At 44.9% G+C, this 19,430-nt stretch carries 19 protein-coding genes; 2 read left to right on the forward strand and 17 right to left on the reverse strand.

Features of this window, described 5'->3' with window-relative positions:
* Positions 1-8 precede the first annotated feature (8 nt).
* The 10 genes from ACRRQV_RS05710 to fadH form a co-directional block, all read right to left on the reverse strand.
* Entirely contained in the window at positions 9-1,349 is a 1,341-nt protein-coding gene (locus ACRRQV_RS05710) for a hypothetical protein (protein WP_432528586.1), read from the reverse strand.
* Between the two features lie 13 nt (positions 1,350-1,362).
* Positions 1,363-2,205 carry an ABC transporter permease gene (locus tag ACRRQV_RS05715; RefSeq protein WP_432528588.1) on the reverse strand — a complete coding sequence of 281 codons (843 nt, stop codon included), beginning with the start codon at positions 2,203-2,205 and terminating at the stop codon, positions 1,363-1,365.
* Positions 2,202-3,137 carry an ABC transporter ATP-binding protein gene (locus tag ACRRQV_RS05720; protein WP_432528590.1) on the reverse strand — a complete coding sequence of 312 codons (936 nt, stop codon included), beginning with the start codon at positions 3,135-3,137 and terminating at the stop codon, positions 2,202-2,204. Before ACRRQV_RS05720 ends, ACRRQV_RS05715 begins: the two co-directional genes overlap by 4 nt.
* Positions 3,134-5,560, reverse strand: coding sequence for a hypothetical protein (locus ACRRQV_RS05725; protein ID WP_432528592.1), 2,427 nt, complete (start codon positions 5,558-5,560; stop codon positions 3,134-3,136). The genes ACRRQV_RS05720 and ACRRQV_RS05725 overlap by 4 nt, the downstream gene beginning before the upstream one ends.
* Positions 5,561-5,598: 38 nt before the next feature.
* Positions 5,599-6,714: an N-acetyldiaminopimelate deacetylase gene (locus tag ACRRQV_RS05730; protein ID WP_432529472.1), complete on the reverse strand. Its 1,116-nt coding sequence runs from the start codon at positions 6,712-6,714 to the stop codon at positions 5,599-5,601.
* 12 nt (positions 6,715-6,726) lie between these two features.
* Positions 6,727-7,440 (reverse strand): 2,3,4,5-tetrahydropyridine-2,6-dicarboxylate N-acetyltransferase, encoded by a 714-nt coding sequence (dapD, locus tag ACRRQV_RS05735; RefSeq protein WP_432528594.1) that lies wholly within the window; start codon positions 7,438-7,440, stop codon positions 6,727-6,729.
* Positions 7,441-7,505: 65 nt separating this feature from the next.
* Positions 7,506-8,381, reverse strand: coding sequence for a LysR family transcriptional regulator (locus ACRRQV_RS05740; RefSeq protein ID WP_432528596.1), 876 nt, complete (start codon positions 8,379-8,381; stop codon positions 7,506-7,508).
* Positions 8,371-9,849: an MDR family MFS transporter gene (locus ACRRQV_RS05745; protein WP_432528598.1), complete on the reverse strand. Its 1,479-nt coding sequence runs from the start codon at positions 9,847-9,849 to the stop codon at positions 8,371-8,373. Before ACRRQV_RS05745 ends, ACRRQV_RS05740 begins: the two co-directional genes overlap by 11 nt.
* Before the next feature lie 64 nt (positions 9,850-9,913).
* Entirely contained in the window at positions 9,914-10,360 is a 447-nt protein-coding gene (cbpB, locus tag ACRRQV_RS05750; RefSeq protein WP_432528600.1) for a cyclic-di-AMP-binding protein CbpB, read from the reverse strand.
* A 105-nt stretch (positions 10,361-10,465) separates the two neighbouring features.
* Positions 10,466-11,233 (reverse strand): 2,4-dienoyl-CoA reductase, encoded by a 768-nt coding sequence (fadH, locus tag ACRRQV_RS05755; RefSeq protein WP_432528602.1) that lies wholly within the window; start codon positions 11,231-11,233, stop codon positions 10,466-10,468.
* A gap of 146 nt (positions 11,234-11,379) precedes the next feature.
* Between fadH and ACRRQV_RS05760 the strand changes: the two genes are divergently transcribed.
* Positions 11,380-11,841, forward strand: coding sequence for a YkyB family protein (locus tag ACRRQV_RS05760; RefSeq protein WP_432528604.1), 462 nt, complete (start codon positions 11,380-11,382; stop codon positions 11,839-11,841).
* A 59-nt stretch (positions 11,842-11,900) separates the two neighbouring features.
* Here ACRRQV_RS05760 and ACRRQV_RS05765 read toward each other — a convergent pair whose 3' ends face one another.
* The 5 genes from ACRRQV_RS05765 to ACRRQV_RS05785 form a co-directional block, all read right to left on the reverse strand.
* Positions 11,901-12,761 (reverse strand): NAD(P)-dependent oxidoreductase, encoded by an 861-nt coding sequence (locus ACRRQV_RS05765; RefSeq protein WP_432528606.1) that lies wholly within the window; start codon positions 12,759-12,761, stop codon positions 11,901-11,903.
* Between the two features lie 314 nt (positions 12,762-13,075).
* Positions 13,076-14,290 carry a hypothetical protein gene (locus ACRRQV_RS05770; RefSeq protein WP_432528608.1) on the reverse strand — a complete coding sequence of 405 codons (1,215 nt, stop codon included), beginning with the start codon at positions 14,288-14,290 and terminating at the stop codon, positions 13,076-13,078.
* Positions 14,287-15,441, reverse strand: coding sequence for a DUF58 domain-containing protein (locus tag ACRRQV_RS05775; RefSeq protein WP_432528610.1), 1,155 nt, complete (start codon positions 15,439-15,441; stop codon positions 14,287-14,289). The genes ACRRQV_RS05770 and ACRRQV_RS05775 overlap by 4 nt, the downstream gene beginning before the upstream one ends.
* Positions 15,442-16,377 carry an AAA family ATPase gene (locus ACRRQV_RS05780; RefSeq protein ID WP_432528612.1) on the reverse strand — a complete coding sequence of 312 codons (936 nt, stop codon included), beginning with the start codon at positions 16,375-16,377 and terminating at the stop codon, positions 15,442-15,444.
* Between the two features lie 24 nt (positions 16,378-16,401).
* Positions 16,402-16,590 (reverse strand): hypothetical protein, encoded by a 189-nt coding sequence (locus ACRRQV_RS05785; RefSeq protein WP_432528614.1) that lies wholly within the window; start codon positions 16,588-16,590, stop codon positions 16,402-16,404.
* A gap of 225 nt (positions 16,591-16,815) precedes the next feature.
* Here ACRRQV_RS05785 and ACRRQV_RS05790 point away from each other — a divergent pair, with 225 nt between their 5' ends.
* Complete coding sequence (locus ACRRQV_RS05790; protein ID WP_432528616.1) at positions 16,816-17,430, forward strand: CPBP family intramembrane glutamic endopeptidase; 615 nt, start codon at positions 16,816-16,818, stop codon at positions 17,428-17,430.
* Between the two features lie 46 nt (positions 17,431-17,476).
* On the opposite strand, the gene ACRRQV_RS05795 is transcribed toward ACRRQV_RS05790, so the two are convergent.
* Together ACRRQV_RS05795 and ACRRQV_RS05800 are read right to left on the reverse strand one after the other, a co-directional pair.
* On the reverse strand, positions 17,477-17,920 hold the full coding sequence (locus tag ACRRQV_RS05795) for a MarR family winged helix-turn-helix transcriptional regulator (protein WP_432528618.1): 444 nt from the start codon (positions 17,918-17,920) through the stop codon (positions 17,477-17,479).
* A gap of 93 nt (positions 17,921-18,013) precedes the next feature.
* Entirely contained in the window at positions 18,014-19,363 is a 1,350-nt protein-coding gene (locus tag ACRRQV_RS05800) for a TrkH family potassium uptake protein (protein WP_432528620.1), read from the reverse strand.
* Positions 19,364-19,430: the final 67 nt, after the last annotated feature.

Below are 19,430 nucleotides of genomic sequence, written 5' to 3' on the forward strand. Positions count from 1 at the left end.
CCTGCTTTCTATTCCTCAGATTCAATCGATGTAAAATACTGCTCTACGACTTTCTGCAAATCAGGCGGCAACTGCATGCGGCCAGCGCTGGAAAAATAAGCATCCGAATAAGTCCCAACAACTTCCGAATAAGGGCGGGCGGTTCCCCGTTCTGCCGGCACCGCTCCTTCCTGTTCTTCCGCTGCTTCGCCTTCTCCAAGTTCTCCGCCATCAACTTCGGTTTGCCCAGACCCTCCAAGACGTGTTGGAACCGTCAATAACTCCCGGTTGCCTTGGCCCGTTCCAGCTCCTTGTCCTTGTCCTTGACCTTGTCCTTGGCCTTGGCCTTGTCCTTGGCCCTTGCCTTGTCCCTGGCCTTCGCCCTGACTTTGGCCTTTACCTTGTCCTTGTTCGCCTTGGCTCTGCCCTTCTCCTTCTCCTGAGCTTTCAGATTCCGATCCTTCACCTGAAGCTTGGCCATTCGCGCTTTCGCTTGGAGCTCCTGAGGTGCCAGAAGCGTTTGAACCGGTTTTTGAATTTGGAGACGAGCTGTTAGCAATTGTTTGCTGAAGCGGGAACGGCACCGGTTTGCCCATATTGCTTAAAGCGGTCTGCGTCTTGCCTGATTGTTTCGCCAGCTGCTCGGCTGCACTGCCCAATTCTTTTTGCGCTTCCGCTTCTCCTGCTTCCGCCTGCTGCTTGTTCAGCTCTTTTTGTTTTTTCACCAGTTCGCGCAAAGCTTCTTCTGCCGTTTTGGTTTCTTTGACGGCTTCCTGCAATTCTTCCATTTCCTTTTTCACTTGCTCGGTTTTCGCCTGTTTTTTCACAGCTTCCGCTTTCTTAGCAATTTCCTCAATTAATTCCTGGTCTTTTTCGATATCTTTCGCTTGATGCTGGAGTGTTCCTGGAAACAGCAGCAAAAACAACAACGCTGCTGCACAAATCACTGAACCAGCTAGCCAACGGGGTTGCAGCCAATTTTTCGATTCTTTTTTTAACAGTTGATAACTGTATGGTACATTTTCTTCTGTTTTCTTAATCAGTTCTTTTGTTAAGGGATTTTCTTCCTTCGTCTGCCAAACCGTCAGCAGTTGGTTATGCGGCGTAAAGCGGTCTAGTTCCCGGACCGCCTGCTCGCGTTTCGGCAAGCGGCTTAATTCCCATGCTAATAAGGCAGCCCCCAGCAGAAATCCAGCGCCATATGCATAAAATTCATAATAAGGAAGGATGAACAGCCGCGACACAATCAGTACAAAAACTGTTGCCGCCAGTCCGAGAAATAAGGCAAATTGGAAAGAACTGCTGGCATGCACCAGTTTGATCAGCCTGTTGGTTTTATTGACATAACGCAATATATCGCGGCTATTCATGAATTTCCCCTCCTTATTTGTATTTATTCATATTCACGCGCAAGCGTTTTACCGCAACGAAAAGCGCGCCGGCCGTAAGCAGGGCATAAAACACCACATAACCGGCCCATAACGGAAAAGGCACTAATGTCATCAACTGGATTTCTTCATCAAATGCGGGCTGCAGCAGCGTAAACATGACGACCGCCGGATTGATGCTTGCCCAGAAATGAGCAAAAGGCGAAAGACTGGCAGCTGCGCTCCCCATTTGCGAAATCGACATCGAAATCATTAAGAAAAATCCTGTGACCGCTACAAGGAAAATCATTGCGCTGTAAGTCACAATAATCGCGACAATCGTTTTTCGGATCAACGTTGAAAACATGACCCCGAGACTGCCAATCGTCAGCAGCGTCAGCATGTAAAACATAAAGATCGTCAGAAGTTGGCTCGGCGATACCCCGCCGTACAGAAACACCAAGCTGTAAATCGGCAAGCCTGAAACGATCATTAGCAGCAAAAACGCAATCGACGAAGTCATCTTGCCGAAAATAATCTGGAACGATGTTTGGGACGTCGTCAGCAAGATATTCAGCGTCTGCTTTTCCCGTTCCGTGCTGATGGTCCCAGCAGTTAGGGACGGCGTGATAAAAACGATCAGCCCCAATTGAATATAAGTCATCATGCTAAACAGCATAAAGCTTTCATCTGGACGGAAATACGCATTTCCGCTGAAACTCGTCGTTAAAAAGATGAAGCCGAAAACAAAAATGCTCATGGCTATCAAATAAAACAAGATGCCGGTAAAACTTTTCAAACTGCGGAAGCGCAGTTTCAGTTCTTTTACCAATACCGGGTTTTCAAGGAGTGTTCTCATACCGTGTCCACTCCTTTCGTAATTGCCATGAAGACGTCTTCCAAATCCGTTTCTTCTTCCGAAAATGAAACGATTGGCAAGTTGAACGCTATCGCTTTTTGCAATAACTTGATTTGGTCTTCTTCTGAACCTCTGTACAGAAATTGGATCAGACTTTTTTCTGGCACTTCTAGCAGCTTCGATACAAACGGATCGTTTTCAAAAAAGGCAAGAGCTGCAGCAGTTTCTCCCGCAATTTTGACGCGCATCACTTTTTCGCTTTGAAGCTGGGCTTGAATGTCCGCAACCGATCCTTGGGCAATCAATTTCCCTGAATCGATGACTCCAATGGTGTCGCACATTTCGGCAAGTTCTGGCAAAATATGAGAGGAAATCAAAATCGTCTTGCCCATTGATTTTAATTCTTTTAAAATATCCCGCATTTCCACTCGCGCACGCGGATCCAGGCCTGAAGCAGGCTCGTCCAAAATCAGGATGTTCGGATCGTGGATCAAAGCCCTCGCCAGGCAAAGGCGCTGTTTCATGCCCCGTGACAATAAGTCCACGTATTCATAGCGTTTATGCTCTAAATTGACAAGTTCTAAAAGCTTTGGAATGAGCACTTCCCGCTCTTTCGGTTTGATGCCGTAACTGGCTCCGTAAAAGTCCAGGTATTCATCCGCCTTTAACTGATCATATACCCCAAAAAAGTCCGGCATATAGCCGATTTGCTTTCGGACTTCATGAGCATTGTTTGTGACGCTCAAACCATTGACAAAAGCGTCTCCGGCCGTCGGTTGAAGAAGCGTCGCCAAAATCGAAAACGTGGTCGATTTTCCAGCACCGTTAGCCCCGACAAAGCCGAATACCGTTCCTGCCTCAACTGTTAAATTCAAATCCTGCAGCGCATAAAAAGAACCGTACTTTTTGGTCAAACCTACCGTTTCAATCATGAAGACACACTACCCTTCAACTTCAGTTTCGGCAAAGTGATTTCAGACATGCCCATTGCCCCGGCATTCATTTTGAACGTTAACGTAATAACGCCGTCGGCAGAAATGTAATTTCCAGATTCTTCTTTGAAAGATGAGCTCGTTGCTGAAATTTCTTCGTATTTTTTCGTTTTCACGTTGTAAATGGAAAACGGCGCATTGGTTTGATTGATAAGAACATTCAGTTCTTCCCATGTCGATTTTTTCACATCAATTGCATTTGCAAGTTGGTACGTTATTGTATAGTCCCCGTCATCTAAATAATAAAGATAGGGATCTTCTGGCATTTGGTCAATATACGCAGATGGATTCGATCCGGTGACTTCCACATTAAACATGTCCGCATTTAACGTAATGCTGCCGTTTAATGTCGTTTCTGGCTGGAAGCTTTGAGCGATTAAATGCACAGAAGAAACAGACGCCCGCTGGTTTTCAAGTGTAATCGGCACGATGGCATCTTCTGTATAGCCCACTACATAAGGCGATTCCCCGCCTTTTTCAAGTTCTCCATACGAAATGGATAAAAGCGATTGCCGTCTTGCAGCATTTAATGCTTTTGCATCTTGAATTGGCTGATAAGCGAAGCTTTGCCCAACTTGCGTTGCAGGCGTTAAGATATCCGCAGTAACGGTTTCATTCACATTAATTTTTTCGCCCGGACTGATTTCCCCTAACGAAATCATCCGCGAACCCGTCCAAACTGCAACATCTTCTAGTGCGAACGGGAAATTGTTTTGAATCGTTCCAGCGATTTTGCGGTTTTCAACTTTTAATTGAATATCAAAATTTCCAGTGTTTTCAATGTACGACTGCCCGGTTACAGACGAAACTGACCAATAGCGCATATCCCTAAGCGTCAGTTGGTTTTTGGCAGCTTGCCTTTCCATCATTGCCGCTTGGTAAGGCTGTTCTGTGGTCATGCCATTTTTCATTCGATAAGACATCGTCGTAGAAGCAGGTGCTGCAAACTGGTAATTGCCGCCTCGGTTGGACAACAGCGAATTGATGTAATAGCCGTTCAATCCGCCATCTTCATCCGCTTCAAAAAAACCGGTTTGCTGAATTTGGGCATTGCCGATGCGGTCTTTTGCTCCGAATGCAAACAAGCCTAATGATGTCAAAAGTGCAATTGCCGGAATAATGAACCATGCGTATTCCCGTTTGTCTTTTTTCTTTAAAACAAAATAAAGGACGGGAATGATTAAAATAATATAAAGAATGATGATGCCGATGATTAGATTTTTCGAAACTGCAAAGCTTTCAAATAATTCGTTGACGTCTCCGACCTCGTACGTCATCCGGTCCAGCAGCGACTCGCCGCCCATGTTTGCATAAGAGTTGGCTTTGACGGCAAAAAGAGAACTCATCATGTTCACGTAGCCTTTTTGGGAAGAGACCGCTTCATCGCCCAGAGAAAAACTCGTTTGAATCAACAATCCCGAACCAATTGTTTGGCTCGCTGCCAATACTTGCCCATTGTTTTCAAGCAGCAAAGATGCCCCGTCTTTTGCCGTTGCTTCAAACGCTGGAATTTTTCGTTCCAAATTTGGAACCGTCTGTTCCTTTTCATTTCCGAGCTCCAAAGGCAAAAATTCGCTTAAGTTGCCCAGTTCTGCAGCCATATTTCCTGAAGAACCGACAATCACACGTCCGCCTTGCTGAACCCACTGCAATACCGCTTGTTGAACCGGTTCCGGCAAATCACTGTAAGCGTATTCATCAATGACTAAATAGTCGATCATCTCCCACGCCAACGCTTCATCCGGAAGCACGAATTGGCTCATCTGGTTCAAATGGAAAATTTCAGTTCCTTCACTATTGCTTGGCATCACTTGTTTTAATTGCTGCAGCCGGTCGGAATTGGAAGTCAAGCTGCCAATAAATAATGTGGAAGGGGAAAAAAAGCCAGGCTTCAGCGTTTTAGATCCGTTGAATTTTATCGATTTCCCGTCTTCCCATCCGCCTTCGTATAAAAATACGCTTTGATTGGATGGCGCTCCAGTATAAGACATGTCCGTCAAACCGGAAGAAGCTACTTGTATTGTCTTTGTCTCGCCAGAAGCTAGGTCAATCGGTATGGATAAACCCGCACCCAAATTATAGCTTTCCGAATAACTGACCACGAGATCTCCTGAGAATTCAGAACCGTTATTCGTTAAAGTGAATTGAAGCGGCAAGCCTTTATCGTACTTGACCTTGTTTTGAAGTCCCGCCGTTGAATCAATGGTAACGTTCGGAGCTGCCAAGGAAACGCTTGGCAGAAAAAACAATCCGATGATCATCGCGCTTGCAAGAAGAGCCAACAAGCGTTTAAGCATAAAAATCCCCCATTTCTTCTCTCTATAAATTAGTACGTTGCGCCGAGCAATTAGTTCCTTCTTCACAGAAAAAAAAGCAGACAGCTTTTGGCTGCCTGCTTTTATTATAAACGTTTAAAATAGCGGTGGATAAATTCCGGCATAAAAGTTAAGATGCTTTCGTCCGGTTGAAGCTTGGCATGATGCAAGCTAAATTCGGAACCGACTCCAGCCCAAAACATCAGCCCTGGAATTTCTTCTGTGAAATAGCCAAAATCTTCTCCCGTCATGGCGGCTTCGCTGCGAATGGCATGGATGCCATCGAACGCTTCAGCAAATTCCAAAAACCCTTCAGCAAGTTCGGCGTTGTTGTTCACTTCCAAATATCCGGAGCCGTAATCGATTGTAATGCGGCAATGATTTGCTTCTTCAACAGCCCGGCAAATAGCTTCAATGCGTTTTTTGACCTGTGCCATGGATTCATGGTTCAGCGTCCGGATTGTTCCTTCGAGACGCGCATTTTCGGCAATAATGTTTTGCACAGTCCCAGCCGTCATTTTCCCGACTGTCACGACTGCACTGTCCATCGGATTGATATTCCGGCTGACAATTGTCTGAAGTTGTATGAGCAGCGATGCTGCAGCTATGGCCATATCTTCGGTTAAGTGCGGGTAGGCCGCGTGCCCGCCTTTGCCGTGCAGATCAATAAACAGTTCTGACGTATTGGCAAACAACAGCCCAGGCTTTGTCGCCACTGTTCCAACTGAAAGTTCCGGCGCAATGTGCAGCGCGCAAATCACATCTGGAAGCCATTCGGGCTTGTCGCTTTTCAGCCATTCTCGAAACGGCAAAGCGCCGCCCGGCCCTTCTTCGGCCGGCTGAAACAAAATCACGGCGTCGTCATCAATCGGTTCTTCGATTAATTTTTCCAAAAGGCCGAGAGCTATTGACATGTGGATGTCGTGGCCGCAAGCGTGCATGAATCCCGGATGGGTGGATTGAAAAGGCAATCCGGTTTCTTCCGCAATGGGCAGTCCGTCAATATCCGTACGCCAAGCGACCGTTTTCCTAGGATTCACTCCTGAAACTTTAACCACGATCCCCGTACGCCATTCCACAATCTCTAAACGGTCTTGCGGCAATGACCGGAGGATCTCCAATAAATAACGCTGCGTCTTCGTTTCTTGAAAACCGATTTCCGGAATTTGGTGCAAGTCTCTTCTGATTTTCACTAAATCCATTTCAATCACCAATTACAGCTGGCGCAATTCGTGTTTGATTTCGGTTTTCGCACGTGTTTTTTCATCCATCAATTTTAAGACCCGTGCAGGCGTGCCGCCAACGACCGAATTTTCCGGAACGTCTTCAATGACAACAGCGCCGGCCGCAACCACTGCGCCTTTTCCAATGCGGACGCCTTCTAATACCACAGCGTTGGCTCCGATCATGACGTCGTCTTCCACAATCACCGGCAAAGCCGATGCCGGTTCGATAACGCCAGCCAGTACAGCACCTGCACCAATATGACAATTTTTTCCGACCGTTGCACGTCCGCCAAGGACAACACCCATATCGATCATCGTGCCATCACCGATTACAGCGCCGATGTTGATCACGGCACCCATCATGATGATGCAGTTATTGCCGATTTCCACATTTTCGCGGATGGTTACGCCTGGTTCAATGCGGCTGTTGATGTTTTTCATATCCAAAAGCGGAATCGCCGAATTTCTGCGGTCATTTTCCACCACAAAATCATCAATCGTTCCAGCGTTTGCTTCCAAAACTGGCTGCACTTCAGACCATTCCCCGAACACCGTTGCGTGGTTTCCTTCGCCGAACACTTTTGCGCTTGCTCCAAAATCCAGCGAGGCCACGCCTTCGCCTTTTACATAAACTTTAACGGGTGTTGTCTTTTTGGCATTTTGTATGTACGAAATAATTTCATTTGCATCCATTTGTTTCATTCTATAAACCTCTTTCTATAAGTGATGCTGTAATTATATCGGAATTCGCATAATAATTCATTACTTCACTTGAATAAAGCGGCATGTTTTTTCACAATATCAACAAACGCTTCCACTTGCCTTAACTGAAAAGCGGATTCATAGCCGATGAGCCACGTGTCCCGCGTCAATTCCAGTTCTTCAGCGTTGCTTGAAAGCGGGACTGTGTAAACCGCTTCCGTCCCGTTCAGTGTGATCGATGGCAAAATGGCATAGCCGATGCCGTTGACCGCCATTTGTTTGCACGTTTCGATTTGGTCTACGGTAATTTGGCGCTTGGGGTTTGAGGCAAAATGCTTTTGCCACCATTGTTGGATTTCTTCGTAATAATTAGAGTCGCTTTTAAACTGGATAAACGGCCGCTCCGTTTCCATCACTTCTTCAAGCGAATTGATTTCTTTATCTACTAAATAAAGGATGTCTTTAAACAAATGAATTTTCGGCCCTTTCCAGTCAATATGGCCGCGCACAATGCCGATATGCGCTTCGCCTTCGTATAAAGCACGGACGATTTCGGAACTCCAGCCGGTTATCAATTGAATTTTCGCTTCCGGGTACAGAGTGACGAAATCTTTCAGCACTTTCGGCAGCCAGTTTTGGCCAATGATTGTTGCACAGGCAATTTTCAATGTCCCATGTACTTTTGACGTTAACGTATGGAGCACTTCAAACACTTCTTCCTTGCGCTGAAGCACCTCATTGGAATAGGTGATCACCAATTCCCCGGCAGGAGTCGGCGTCAGCCCTTTTTGGGAACGGATGAACAATTGCTCTCCCCATTCTTTTTCAATCGATTGCAGACGCTGGGAAAGCGCAGGCTGGGAAAGAAAAAGCCGTTCGGAGGCTTTTCGCATATTTCCTTCTTCCGCTAATACTTTGATGATCATTTCTTCATTTGCCATTGCTCTCAACACCTTTCTGGCGAGGCAGCCCAAAGATCAAGGCCAAGCTGATGACTGCGAATAATGCAGTGACGCAGTAAACAAACAATAACGATTCGGACAGTCCTTGCTGCAGAAAATGCAGCGCATCCGCTGTAATTGAAGAGCGGCTTTCTTCGGTCAATAGCCCATTGATGGCATCAACTGACAAGTTTTGTCCGTTGTCCTGGAAATAGCGCAAAAGCGACGAGTTTAATATGCTTCCTAAAAGTGCGACGCCGATCGTGCTGCCTAAATTCCGCATAAACATAAACGAAGCCGTTGCCGATCCCCGTTGTTCATAAGAAACCGCTGCTTGAATCGATACAATAAATGCCGTGCTCGTCAGTCCCATTCCAACACCGACGAAAAAGCTGGAAAGGGCTGCCCACCATGGGCCGAACTCTGGCCGCATAAAGACAAACAAACCTGTGCCGATGACAAGAAAAACGCAGCCGGCCAGAGACGTGCGGAAATAGCCGATTTTAATGAGCAGACGTCCGGAGAAAAACGCAGCTACTGGCCAGCCGATCGACATTGCCGTTAGTGTAAACCCGGCAATCGCAGCTGGCTGCTCCATGACTCCTGTCACATATGTAGGCAAATAACTTGAAACGCCGATGACAATTACGCCTGTTGCCAGCGACACCAAATTAGCATAGAGAATCGCATTGTTTTTCCAGATGCCAAATGGCATAATGGGATCTTTTACGTTTCTTTCAACGGCGATAAAGAGGCCAAACACAGCGGCTGCACCAATAGCCAAGACAATCGACTGCCATGAAATCCACTCGAAGCCCACTCCGCCTTCTACCAGCAAATAAAGGAAACTCGTCAAAGCAGCCGTCAACAAAATGGCGCCTGTGTAATCGATCGACGGCTTCTGTTGTTTTGCAGGCTCCACCAAAAACAGCATAACGCCGGCAAGCGCTAAAATCCCTAAAGGAATGTTCACCCAAAACACGTATTTCCATCCAATCGTCGCTACCAGCACTCCACCAATCGCGGGGCCGGTCACAGCAGAAATGCCCCAGACGCTCGACAAATACCCCTGAATTTTTGCACGCTCTTCTGCTGAATAAATATCTCCAACGATTGTTGTGGCAATCGGCATGACCGCCCCTGCCCCAATTCCTTGGAGAAAACGATACAAAATAAGTTCTTCCATTGAAGTGGCCAATCCGCACAATAACGATCCGATTAAAAACAATAAAATACCTGCCGCAAAAATCGGTTTGCGGCCAAAAATATCCGACAGCTTGCCATAAAGCAAAACCGTTACCGTACTCATTAACAAATAGGCAGAAAATACCCAGCTGTATTTGGAGAATCCGCCAAGGTCCGCGGATATGCTCGGCATCGCGGTTGAAACAATCGTAGCTTCCACGGCACCAATAAACATGGCAAGCATGACTGAAGCCAAGACCAGTGGCCGATTTGTTTTTTTCATCAAAATCCCTGCTTTCCACCGATAGAAAAAAGGCCTCTTTTACGAGACCTTCAGTCATTCATTATTAAGTATTTCTGATTTGGTAAATTTGTTTTTTCAATTGTTTTAAGATGACGCGCCGGGTCAGTATTCCCATAAACATGCTGTCTTCATCCACAACACATAAGAAGTTTTGGTTGATCAACAAGTCTAAAGCTCTCTGGAAGCGGTCGGTGATTTGAATTAATGGAAGATCAGTCTGCATGATTTCTTCCACTCGTATTTCCGGTAAACGCTCATATTCGATATGATTCATCCCTAAAATTGATTCGGTTATCCGCTGGGCATTTATTAATCCACAAAACCGATATTTCAAATCGAGAACAGGAACCGCTGAATAGCCTGTTTTGGTTAATACGAGCAAGGCATGTTCAGCACTATTGCCTAATTGAACATGAGCAACTTTTTCAGATGAAATGATGTAGTCTTCAATTCGAGTTTCAAGAAAATCTCTGCTCGGTAATGAAATCATGTGCATTACTCCTTCTGTTGCCCTTGATAAAATAACTAGCTCTTATTCCATTTCATCATAACACAACATGGTAAGTGAAACGACCGATTCTCTGTGTAAATTTTCTTAGAAAGGAAACTTATTGAGCCATTGGCCGCCATCTAACGTTACGATTTCCCCATTCATATATGAAGCTTTATCCGACATAATAAACGCGGCAAGCTCCGCAACTTCCTCCGGCTTCCCTAGACGCCCTAGCGGAATCGACTCTAAAGTGCGTTTGGCTGCTTTTTCTGATTCCCATAATTTATCGGCTCCGCCTGTCCGTTCAATCGGCCCTGGGGCAATGCCGTTTACACGAATTCCGTATTGAGTGCCCCATTCCACTGCCAATGTGCGCGTTAACGACATGACGCCAGCTTTGGCTGCCGCTGAATGGGCAACGCCTGCTCCTGCATTCCACGCATAGGTGGCCAACATATTAACAATATTCCCCTTTTTGCCATTTTCAATCCAATAATTCCCCACAGCGTGTGAACAAAAAAAGGTGCCGTTCAAGACTATATCAATAACAGAGCGCCAGCCGTTAGGAGAAAGTTTTTCCGCATGGACAATAAAATTGCCGGCAGCGTTATTGACCAATCCATCCACGCTGCCGAACGTATCATGCGCAAATTTGACCATCGCTTTTGCGTGTTCGGGTTCTCTGACATCCATCTGGAACACTTCCACTTGGCCGCGGTCTCCCCGAATTTGAACGACCGCATCGTTTAGTTTTTCCATATCCCGGCCAGTAATGACAACATTCGCTCCTTCTGAAGCAAATTTTTTGGCCATATGTAATCCCATTCCGCTTGATCCGCCAGTCACAATAATTGTTTTGTCTGTAAACATCGTAAAATCCCCCTTTGAGTAATGGTTAAAAATTTTTAAAAATCGCAATTGCAATTTTCTGCCTTTGGATTTGTATACAGGACCCGCTAATTTTGCTATGATAAAGGAGTGAAAAATCTAAATTTAATCTAGAAAGGAATGAGCTCATGACCAACAGGAAATCGGATACGGAAATTGCGCAGGCAATTTTTACAGTAAATAGGCATGCCAAAACCGCGCCCGAAAACCAATACCTTTATGCGTTGAAAAAAGAAGCGCTTTTGACGATGATTCTTCAAAATCGTGCTCAGAAAATCGGTCTTCACTTCAGCAAAAATCCTCGGAAAAGCCAACAACAATCTTCTGTCCTCGTAAAATGCGGCGATTATTATTTTCACATGCTGCCGAAAAAAGAAGACTTCGAACACCTTGATCATTTAGGCCATTTAGACGAGTCTTACCGCAATCCCCCAAGCCGCATGAATTTAAAAGTGGCGAAGGACATTTTAAGCGATTTAACCGGATTGCTTCCAGAAAAACCAGCACCCATTACACGTTCTGCAACAAAAACATACAGTCCTCGCCAACTAGACCGTTTTTATTCACCAAAAAAATCTTATTTCGACTGATGATTGAAAAGCTGGAAACCGTAAAAGGTTTCCGGCTTTTTTTGCCCTAGCGTTTATTGTTATGCTTCATAATATTTGAGCAACGCTTGAGTGCCGTCTTCGTTAAAGCCTTGTTCAGCTAAACTTTCATACATGCTGAGCGATAACCGCAGGCCAGGCAAATCCAAACCCCATGCATCCGCCTCTTCGGCTGCAATTTTCATGTCTTTAATAAAGTGTTTTATGTAGAAGCCCGGCTGAAAATCATTTGCTATCATGCGAGGTGTTAAATTCGACAGCGACCACGAACCTGCAGCTCCTGTAGAAATGGAGCGAAGCACCGTTTCCGGATCCAATCCGGCTCTTTTCGCGTAAATTAGCGATTCACATACGCCGATCATATTGCACGCGATGTTGATTTGGTTGCACATTTTTGTATGTTGGCCGGATCCCGCTGGGCCTTGGTAGATGATATTTTCGCCGAGCAGCTCCAGCAATGGCAAGACGCTCATGAACGTCGGCTCTTCTCCGCCGACCATAATCGACAATGTGCCTTTTTGCGCCCCGATGTCTCCGCCTGAAACCGGTGCATCCAGAGCATGAAGCCCTTTTTCCGTTGCGGCTTCTGCAATGCGCTGTGCCAACATTGGCTTGGAAGTCGTCAAATCTATGAGAACTGCATTTTCTCTTGCGTTCTGCAGCAAGCCCGCTTCGCCAAAATAAACTTCTTCAACATCTTTTGGATAGCCGACCATCGTAAAGATCACGTCCGCATGCTCCGCCACTTGCTTGGGCGATTCGACAAGCTTCGCTCCAAGTTCCACTAAGTTTTCCGCTTTTTTTGCCGTCCGTGTGTAAATCGCAACTTCGTGATGGTTATTTAGCAAATGCTTCACCAAACTATTGCCCATTACTCCTGTACCAATAAATCCTAATTTCATTTGGAATCCTCCTTCATGTTCTCACCTTCAGTTTATCAAAAATCTTCTGATAATTCACTGCAATTAATAAAAGAACTCATGAGGCAACTTATTTCGTTGTGCTTTTTGAGCATTTGTCTGCAAAAAACAATCTGTTGCCAGCAGCATTCTCTTCAAAAAATGTACGAACGGGATTCTCTATTTTTTAAAAAAATGAACCATCTCAACTGAAAAAAGCAAAAAAAAGAAGCCGATCCGCTGTACGGACCGACCACAAAAGGGGGAAATGAGAATGTTGCTGTGTTCAAGTATACTATGCCCTTCTCAAATTCACTTTAAACATCTTTTTTCAAATATTTTTCTTTTAATTCTTGGATTTCATTTAAAAAGGGTGCCGCTTGTGAGTGGGAAACTTGGCTGTTTCCATAGCGGACCAAATCGTACGTCTTATAAAAAGAGTCCGATGCCGACCACTTCATCCGCCTAATCCATTCCCGGACAGTTTCGTGTTCTTTTCGGCCTTGGTTCAACTCGGCTGCAAGCTTCTCAAAGTCACGGAACGTTTCACGAATAAGATGCAAATCCACGTCTTCATACCGAATTGCCGTTTTTTTGCTCGGCTTTTCGGCAGTTGCGGCGGAAAAATGTTGAATATCGACTAGACTTTGTTTTTTCTGCTCTTCTTTTTCCAGTTTGCTTTTGCGGAACCACATGACCAGCAAGACGGCTGCGACGATCAACCCACTCCACACAAACCACTCAATTGGAAAATCCGGAGTGGTGGACTGGTAGCCGCCAGTTTGCTCAGGCGCTTCTCCCACTTGCAATTTGTCCATCGTTTCTTGTTTTTCTTGCTCAGTGGAAAGGCCAGTTAAGAAAACCAGCACTTTGTCCATGAGCTGTGCAAACGGCCAAAGAACAATATTCAGTATGCCTCCAAGGGCTGATCCAACCAAATGCCGGGCATCATCCGCTACCCAATACACCAACGCGCTAGAAGCTGCTGCTCCCCCTAAGATGCCCGCTAAACTTGTGAACACCAGTTTTAGCTTCGCTCCTTGCTCTGCAGCTGAAATGTAGCGCTGCAAAAGACGGATGGCCACATAAAACGAAACGGTAAAAATTGCAATGGCATAAATAACTGAAGTTTTACCGCCCGATGGATTAAGTAAACTTATAAAAAGAACAGTGATAAAGACCATCATGAACTTCAATAAATAAATTTTATCGGATTCCTGATCGCTGTCAGATACTGAAAACCTCATATGCAGCCGATAAATAGTAAAGGCTGCAAAAATGCCTACTTGCCACACTTCCACTCCGAAAGCCAAACCCGAACCCATCACAATAACGGCAATAATCACTGACCACTTTGGTTCGTAAGGACGTTTTATGAAAACTGCGAATGAAGCGACTCCAGCAATAAAGCTTAGCACAATCCACATAAAGGCAAATGGCAGAACCGTTTCTACATCAATAAAGACGAGCAATAACGAAAGAACTAAGACATCAAGCAAATAGTTTCCTGCTGAAACGAAACGGGACGTCATGCACTGATCCCTCCGTTCCGGCTTTTAAGAATGCTTAAATGGGTTTGTCGGCTCCATTTTCCGATAAAGCGCTGAATGTCTTTCGCTTCATCCGTCAATAAATACGTTGTAAAAGGCAATTCCAAATGAATATCGATATGAGCCAGCATTGAACGAAACGGCAAAGCAGAATGGTTTTTAGACACCACCGACAGCAGTTCCAACGCTTTTTGGCGCTGCATTTGACCAGATGCCGTTGCCAAGTAAAAATAAGGCATTTTTCCGGCAGAACGGATATTGATGGCGATCGCATAAGGCACGTTTTCCTTATAGCACTGTTCCACGTATGCCGCCAGTTCTTCAATGCGGTCTTCCAAATTGTAAATCGTCGAATAGCCGCTCGCGACATCCAGTGCAAATAGCAGCGATTCGTTGGTGACTTTTGAATAAACTTTCGTTTGATACGACTGCAAGCGCGCACTTGCTTTCCAATGGATTTGATTGAATTGATCGGTCGGCACGTAATCCCGCGTGCCAATCGGCTGGAACACATCGTCGAACAACGAATGCTTTAAATCGAAATGCCCCGGTTTTTGTCGTGTTGGAACCGTACGGAACGGAAATTTTTGAAGCCTCGGATAGACGAGCTGTTCATGCAAAACCATGGGCTTGTATTCCAGAACGGCGCTGCCTTCGGCAAATAGATGCGGAACAACCAGTTCCATTTTTAAAATGCGCGACAAGCCTCTCCGTTTGCCGGTCAAAGGCACTTTAATCAGCACTGATTGCTTCCAGCCGATCGTAAACGGAATGTCCAGCTCAATGGTTTCGGTGAAATTGGTCGCTTCATTTCCCTTCGGCAAGACCGAATCTTGAAATGTGATTTTCAACGTTCCTCCCCAAATTGGCAAACCGCTGTTTTCAAACTGCAGATCCCATGAACTGTCTCCGCCGTTTAAAACACGCTTGCGATTCTTGAAATTGTGAAAAACAAGTTGATTTCCGACTTTTTCAAAGTAAAGCCATTGCAATAACGCTATCACGCCGATAAAGGCGAGCACAGCTGCTGCTTCGAATTGCAAAATCGCTAAAGCAATCACGAAGAAAACCAACAGCAAGCCCATAAGCCCTCTCGTTCCTTTCATGTCGTAATCGTGCCGCAGCCATTCCATTTAAAATGCCTCTACCGGCGATGCAATGGATTCCGCAATTTCACGAAGCACCGCTGCAGCATCTTGAACCAGCATGCCTTCAGCTGTCAATAAAACACGGTGGACTGCTACCGGTTCAAATATGTATTTGACGTCATCCGGCGTAACAAAAGTCCGGCCATCCACAAATGCTTTTCCTTGAGCCGCGTGGACCAAAGCAAGGGCAGCCCGGGAACTTAAACCGAGTTCGATCATTGAATGCTCGCGCGTCGCACGCACAAGCGCTAAAATATACGTTTCAATGTCTGGATGGATGGAGACTTTTTTTGCATCGCGAGACCATTCACGCACTTCATCGATTGAAGCAATTGCCCGAATTTCTTTTTTATGGGAAACGTTGTCTCGGAAATTGCGGATGATGGCCATTTCTTCTTCGTAATCCGGATAGCCGATTTCCAAACGAAACAAAAAGCGGTCCAATTGTGCCGCTGGCAAAGGGAATGTGCCTTGCTGGGACTCTACCGGATTTTGAGTGGCAATGACGATGAACGGATTCGGCAACTGCAGCGTTTCGCCGTCAATCGTCGCTTGTTTTTCTTCCATCGCTTCTAGCAAGCTGGACTGGGTCCGCGGCGTCGCCCGGTTGATTTCATCTGCCAACAGCAAATTCGACATGACCGCCCCTGGACGAAGTTCAAACTCTTGAGTTTTTGGATTGAAAAAACGGATGCCTGTGACATCGGACGGCAACACGTCCGGTGTGAATTGCAAACGTCTGAATAGGCCTTGAAACGAGCCCGCAAAGGCTTTTGCCATCCAGGTTTTCCCGGATCCAGGCACGCTTTCAAGCAGGACATGCCCTTCTTGCAATAACGCAATAAGCATAAAGTCAATTTCCTTTTCCCGTCCCACAATCAATTCGTTCAAATGAGCTTTCACGTCTGTTAAAGTTCCCATGAGTCCCTCCATTTTCTGCTGTTCTTATTTTGATGGTTCTTCTGTATATGTATAAATCGTCAATCCATGATGAAAAGCTGCTCCGCGGAAATGTTTGAAATCGCTTTGGCTGATCAATACTTTTCGAAACTCCAGAAAATCTTCTTTTTCTATCCGAATGAAGGCGATTTCTCCATGTCTTAATTGATCCAGCATTTTTTCGTAGTCTGGCATGCCTTATTCCCCTTTCTCTTCATTTTAACTTGTCTATTCTGTTATAATCGTAAAAGGATGAATAGAATTCAGCTTTAAAAAACAAAAATCGCTCCTCATGAGTGATGCAGCAGGATTTTTATAAGATGTTTAATTCCATTATACAACAATGGAAAAAGACTGCCATCTTGTTGAAAAAGTTCTTTTATACAAGAACTTGGGTTTAATTTTTAGGAGGATTTTTTCATGTTGCGATTTTTAAAAAGCCATAAGCTCCTTTTGCTTATTCCTTTAGCTTTTTATCTATATAATTGGGTATTTGAAAACACAGCTGTCTTTTGGTATATGTATACTTTTGCAATTCTTGTGCTGATGTCGCTTGCAATTATGTTCAGCAAAATTTTTGATGAAATGGCAACTTGGAAATCTGTCTTGTTCGGATTAACATTTGGAGCGTTGATCTACGGGGCTATCGCTATTGGTTTTCAACTTTTGGCCATTTTCCCAATTGCTGACGAGAAGAACGTTGCCCGATTTTTTTCCGCCTTTTCTCCAACCTCGATTTGGCATTTCTTGTTGTTGATGCTTATTATCGTGCCGGGTGAAGAAATTTTTTGGCGCGGTTTTGTCCAGCAGCAATTAAAGCAATACGCGCCCACTTCTCTTGCAATTTTGTTCTCGGCTAGTTTGTTCGGGCTGGCCTTGTCGCTTGGCGAGTTTGTACTAGGTGGATTTGCCGGCGCCTTCGCGGGCATTGTGCTTGGCACACTTTATGAATGGAAGCGCAGTATGCCGCTTATCATTATTGCCCATTTAGTGTTGATCGTCCTGCTGTTTCTCGTCTTGCCTTTGCCGCTTTAATTTCTCTCTATAGAAAAGGGCTAGCCAATTACGGCTAGCCCTTTTTTTAATAAGACAAGTCTTTAATGGAAAGACCAAGTTTTTTCATCAATTCAATCGCTTGTTCTTTTTCTTCATTCGACAACACGCCAGTCAGTTCATGCAATTTCTTTTCATGCTCCGGAAAAATTGAGCCCATAAATTCTTTTCCAAGCTCAGAAATCTCTGCATATGTCACGCGCCGGTCGGTTGGGCAATTGACTCGTGTAATAAACCCGCGTTTCTCCAATTTGTCGATTACATATGTAATCGATCCGCTTGCCAGCAAGATTTTTCCGCCTATTTTTTGCAGCGGTTGTTTGCCTTTATGATAAAGCAGTTCCAAAACAGCAAATTCAGTCGGATTTACGCCGTGCTCCTGAAAAAACTGATTGGTTTGTTCTGAAATGGCTTTGTGAGCTCGGGACAGGACAATAAAAAGCTTTAAGGATTGTTTTACTTCTTCATTCATTGCAACCACTCATTTCCACTTGGTAACCTTCAATATTCTTATTATAGTCTTATTCCGATAAAATGGCACGGCAAATCTCCTCGGGACTCTTGATCAGCCAATGATGACGCGTTCTTTCGGATAATGGAAATTCGTTGGATCTGTTTTTCCGCCAATTGTGAAGAGGAAGGAAATTAGCCCTACCCGACCAATAAACATAAGAATCATAATGATCACTTTGCCAACTGTTGATAAATCAGCAGTAAGGCCAAGGCTCATGCCGCACGTTCCGAATGCTGACGTGATTTCAAAAATAATTTCCACTAAAGTGGCTTGAGGCTCGGTGATCAATAAAGCCATCGTTGCCACCAACACCATGAAAATTGCTAGAATGATCACCGCAAACGACCGAAACACATCAATCAGCTGGATTTCTCGCTTGAAAATCTGGATCGTGTTTTTTCCTCTTGCGAAGTTGATTAAAAAGAGAATGGCAATCGCAAATGTCGTTGTCCGGATTCCGCCTCCTACTGAACTTGGAGAAGCTCCGATAAACATTAATGCACTTAAGAAGACACTCGTGGCATCGTTAAATGTAGTGATGTCAAAGGTAGTCATGCCTCCTGAACGTGAGGAAACAGAATGGAACATGGATGCAAAAAGTTTTTCATGCCAGTTCATTCCTTTTAACGAATTGGCGGCTTCAAGAAGAAAAATCCCCAACGTCCCAACGGCCAGTAAGAGGCCGAATGTACTAGTTGTAATTTTTGTAAACAACGAAAAGCGAAACCTTTTGTTTTTGTTGGAAAGAAATTCTTTCAATTCAATGAGCACCGGAAATCCGATGGCCCCAAGAATAATTAAGAGCATGTTCATTATTTGCACAAAATAGTCATTGAAATACGGTGCCATTGATTGCCCCGTAATATCGAACCCGCCATTGGTTGTAGCGGAAACGGAACTGAAAATCCCATGCAGCAAAGCTTCGCTAAAACTGTCGTAATACTGAGTAAAATAAAGCGTCAGGATGAGTGCGCCAATCGCTTCTATCACCAATAAAATGGTGATGATGTTGCGAATCAGCATGACAACGCCGGACATATTAAACTGATTATGGTCCACCATGATCAGCTGACGCTCACGCAGCCCAATACGCTTGCCGATAATCAGCCAAAAAAATGTGCCGATGGACATAATGCCGATTCCGCCTAATTGTAAAATAAACAAAATGACAATGAGCCCATATACGGAATACGTTTCGGAAACGTTCACTACCGTCAACCCTGTTACACTGACGGCGCTGACCGCCGTAAATAAAGTATCGATGAATGATAATTTGACACCGGGTTTGTGGACGTTGGGCAGCCTTAACAACAGAAAGGAAATCGCAATGGCTACAAAATAATACGCAACGATAGCTTGCGCAGGAGTTGCGTTTCGAATTTTTTGAAACGTTTTATTCATGATGAGATAGTTCCTTTCCGCTTTCGTTCTTTACTCATTTTATGAAAAGAATCACAAAAAAGAAAGA

Origin of the sequence: Planococcus sp. YIM B11945, assembly GCF_050864155.1 — a bacterium.
Taxonomy (GTDB): domain Bacteria; phylum Bacillota; class Bacilli; order Bacillales_A; family Planococcaceae; genus Planococcus.

Bases quoted from the DNA above. Each gene is read 5' to 3' on its own strand.
- ACRRQV_RS05710 (WP_432528586.1), bottom strand. From the start codon at position 1,349: ATGAATAGCCGCGATATATTGCGTTATGTCAATAAAACCAACAGGCTG.
- ACRRQV_RS05715 (WP_432528588.1), bottom strand. From the start codon at position 2,205: ATGAGAACACTCCTTGAAAACCCGGTATTGGTAAAAGAACTGAAACTG.
- ACRRQV_RS05720 (WP_432528590.1), bottom strand. From the start codon at position 3,137: ATGATTGAAACGGTAGGTTTGACCAAAAAGTACGGTTCTTTTTATGCG.
- ACRRQV_RS05730 (WP_432529472.1), bottom strand. From the start codon at position 6,714: ATGGATTTAGTGAAAATCAGAAGAGACTTGCACCAAATTCCGGAAATC.
- dapD (WP_432528594.1), bottom strand. From the start codon at position 7,440: ATGAAACAAATGGATGCAAATGAAATTATTTCGTACATACAAAATGCC.
- ACRRQV_RS05740 (WP_432528596.1), bottom strand. From the start codon at position 8,381: ATGGCAAATGAAGAAATGATCATCAAAGTATTAGCGGAAGAAGGAAAT.
- ACRRQV_RS05745 (WP_432528598.1), bottom strand. From the start codon at position 9,849: ATGAAAAAAACAAATCGGCCACTGGTCTTGGCTTCAGTCATGCTTGCC.
- cbpB (WP_432528600.1), bottom strand. From the start codon at position 10,360: ATGATTTCATTACCGAGCAGAGATTTTCTTGAAACTCGAATTGAAGAC.
- fadH (WP_432528602.1), bottom strand. From the start codon at position 11,233: ATGTTTACAGACAAAACAATTATTGTGACTGGCGGATCAAGCGGAATG.
- ACRRQV_RS05760 (WP_432528604.1), top strand. From the start codon at position 11,380: ATGACCAACAGGAAATCGGATACGGAAATTGCGCAGGCAATTTTTACA.
- ACRRQV_RS05765 (WP_432528606.1), bottom strand. From the start codon at position 12,761: ATGAAATTAGGATTTATTGGTACAGGAGTAATGGGCAATAGTTTGGTG.
- ACRRQV_RS05770 (WP_432528608.1), bottom strand. From the start codon at position 14,290: ATGACGTCCCGTTTCGTTTCAGCAGGAAACTATTTGCTTGATGTCTTA.
- ACRRQV_RS05775 (WP_432528610.1), bottom strand. From the start codon at position 15,441: ATGGAATGGCTGCGGCACGATTACGACATGAAAGGAACGAGAGGGCTT.
- ACRRQV_RS05780 (WP_432528612.1), bottom strand. From the start codon at position 16,377: ATGGGAACTTTAACAGACGTGAAAGCTCATTTGAACGAATTGATTGTG.
- ACRRQV_RS05785 (WP_432528614.1), bottom strand. From the start codon at position 16,590: ATGCCAGACTACGAAAAAATGCTGGATCAATTAAGACATGGAGAAATC.
- ACRRQV_RS05790 (WP_432528616.1), top strand. From the start codon at position 16,816: ATGTTGCGATTTTTAAAAAGCCATAAGCTCCTTTTGCTTATTCCTTTA.
- ACRRQV_RS05795 (WP_432528618.1), bottom strand. From the start codon at position 17,920: ATGAATGAAGAAGTAAAACAATCCTTAAAGCTTTTTATTGTCCTGTCC.
- ACRRQV_RS05800 (WP_432528620.1), bottom strand. From the start codon at position 19,363: ATGAATAAAACGTTTCAAAAAATTCGAAACGCAACTCCTGCGCAAGCT.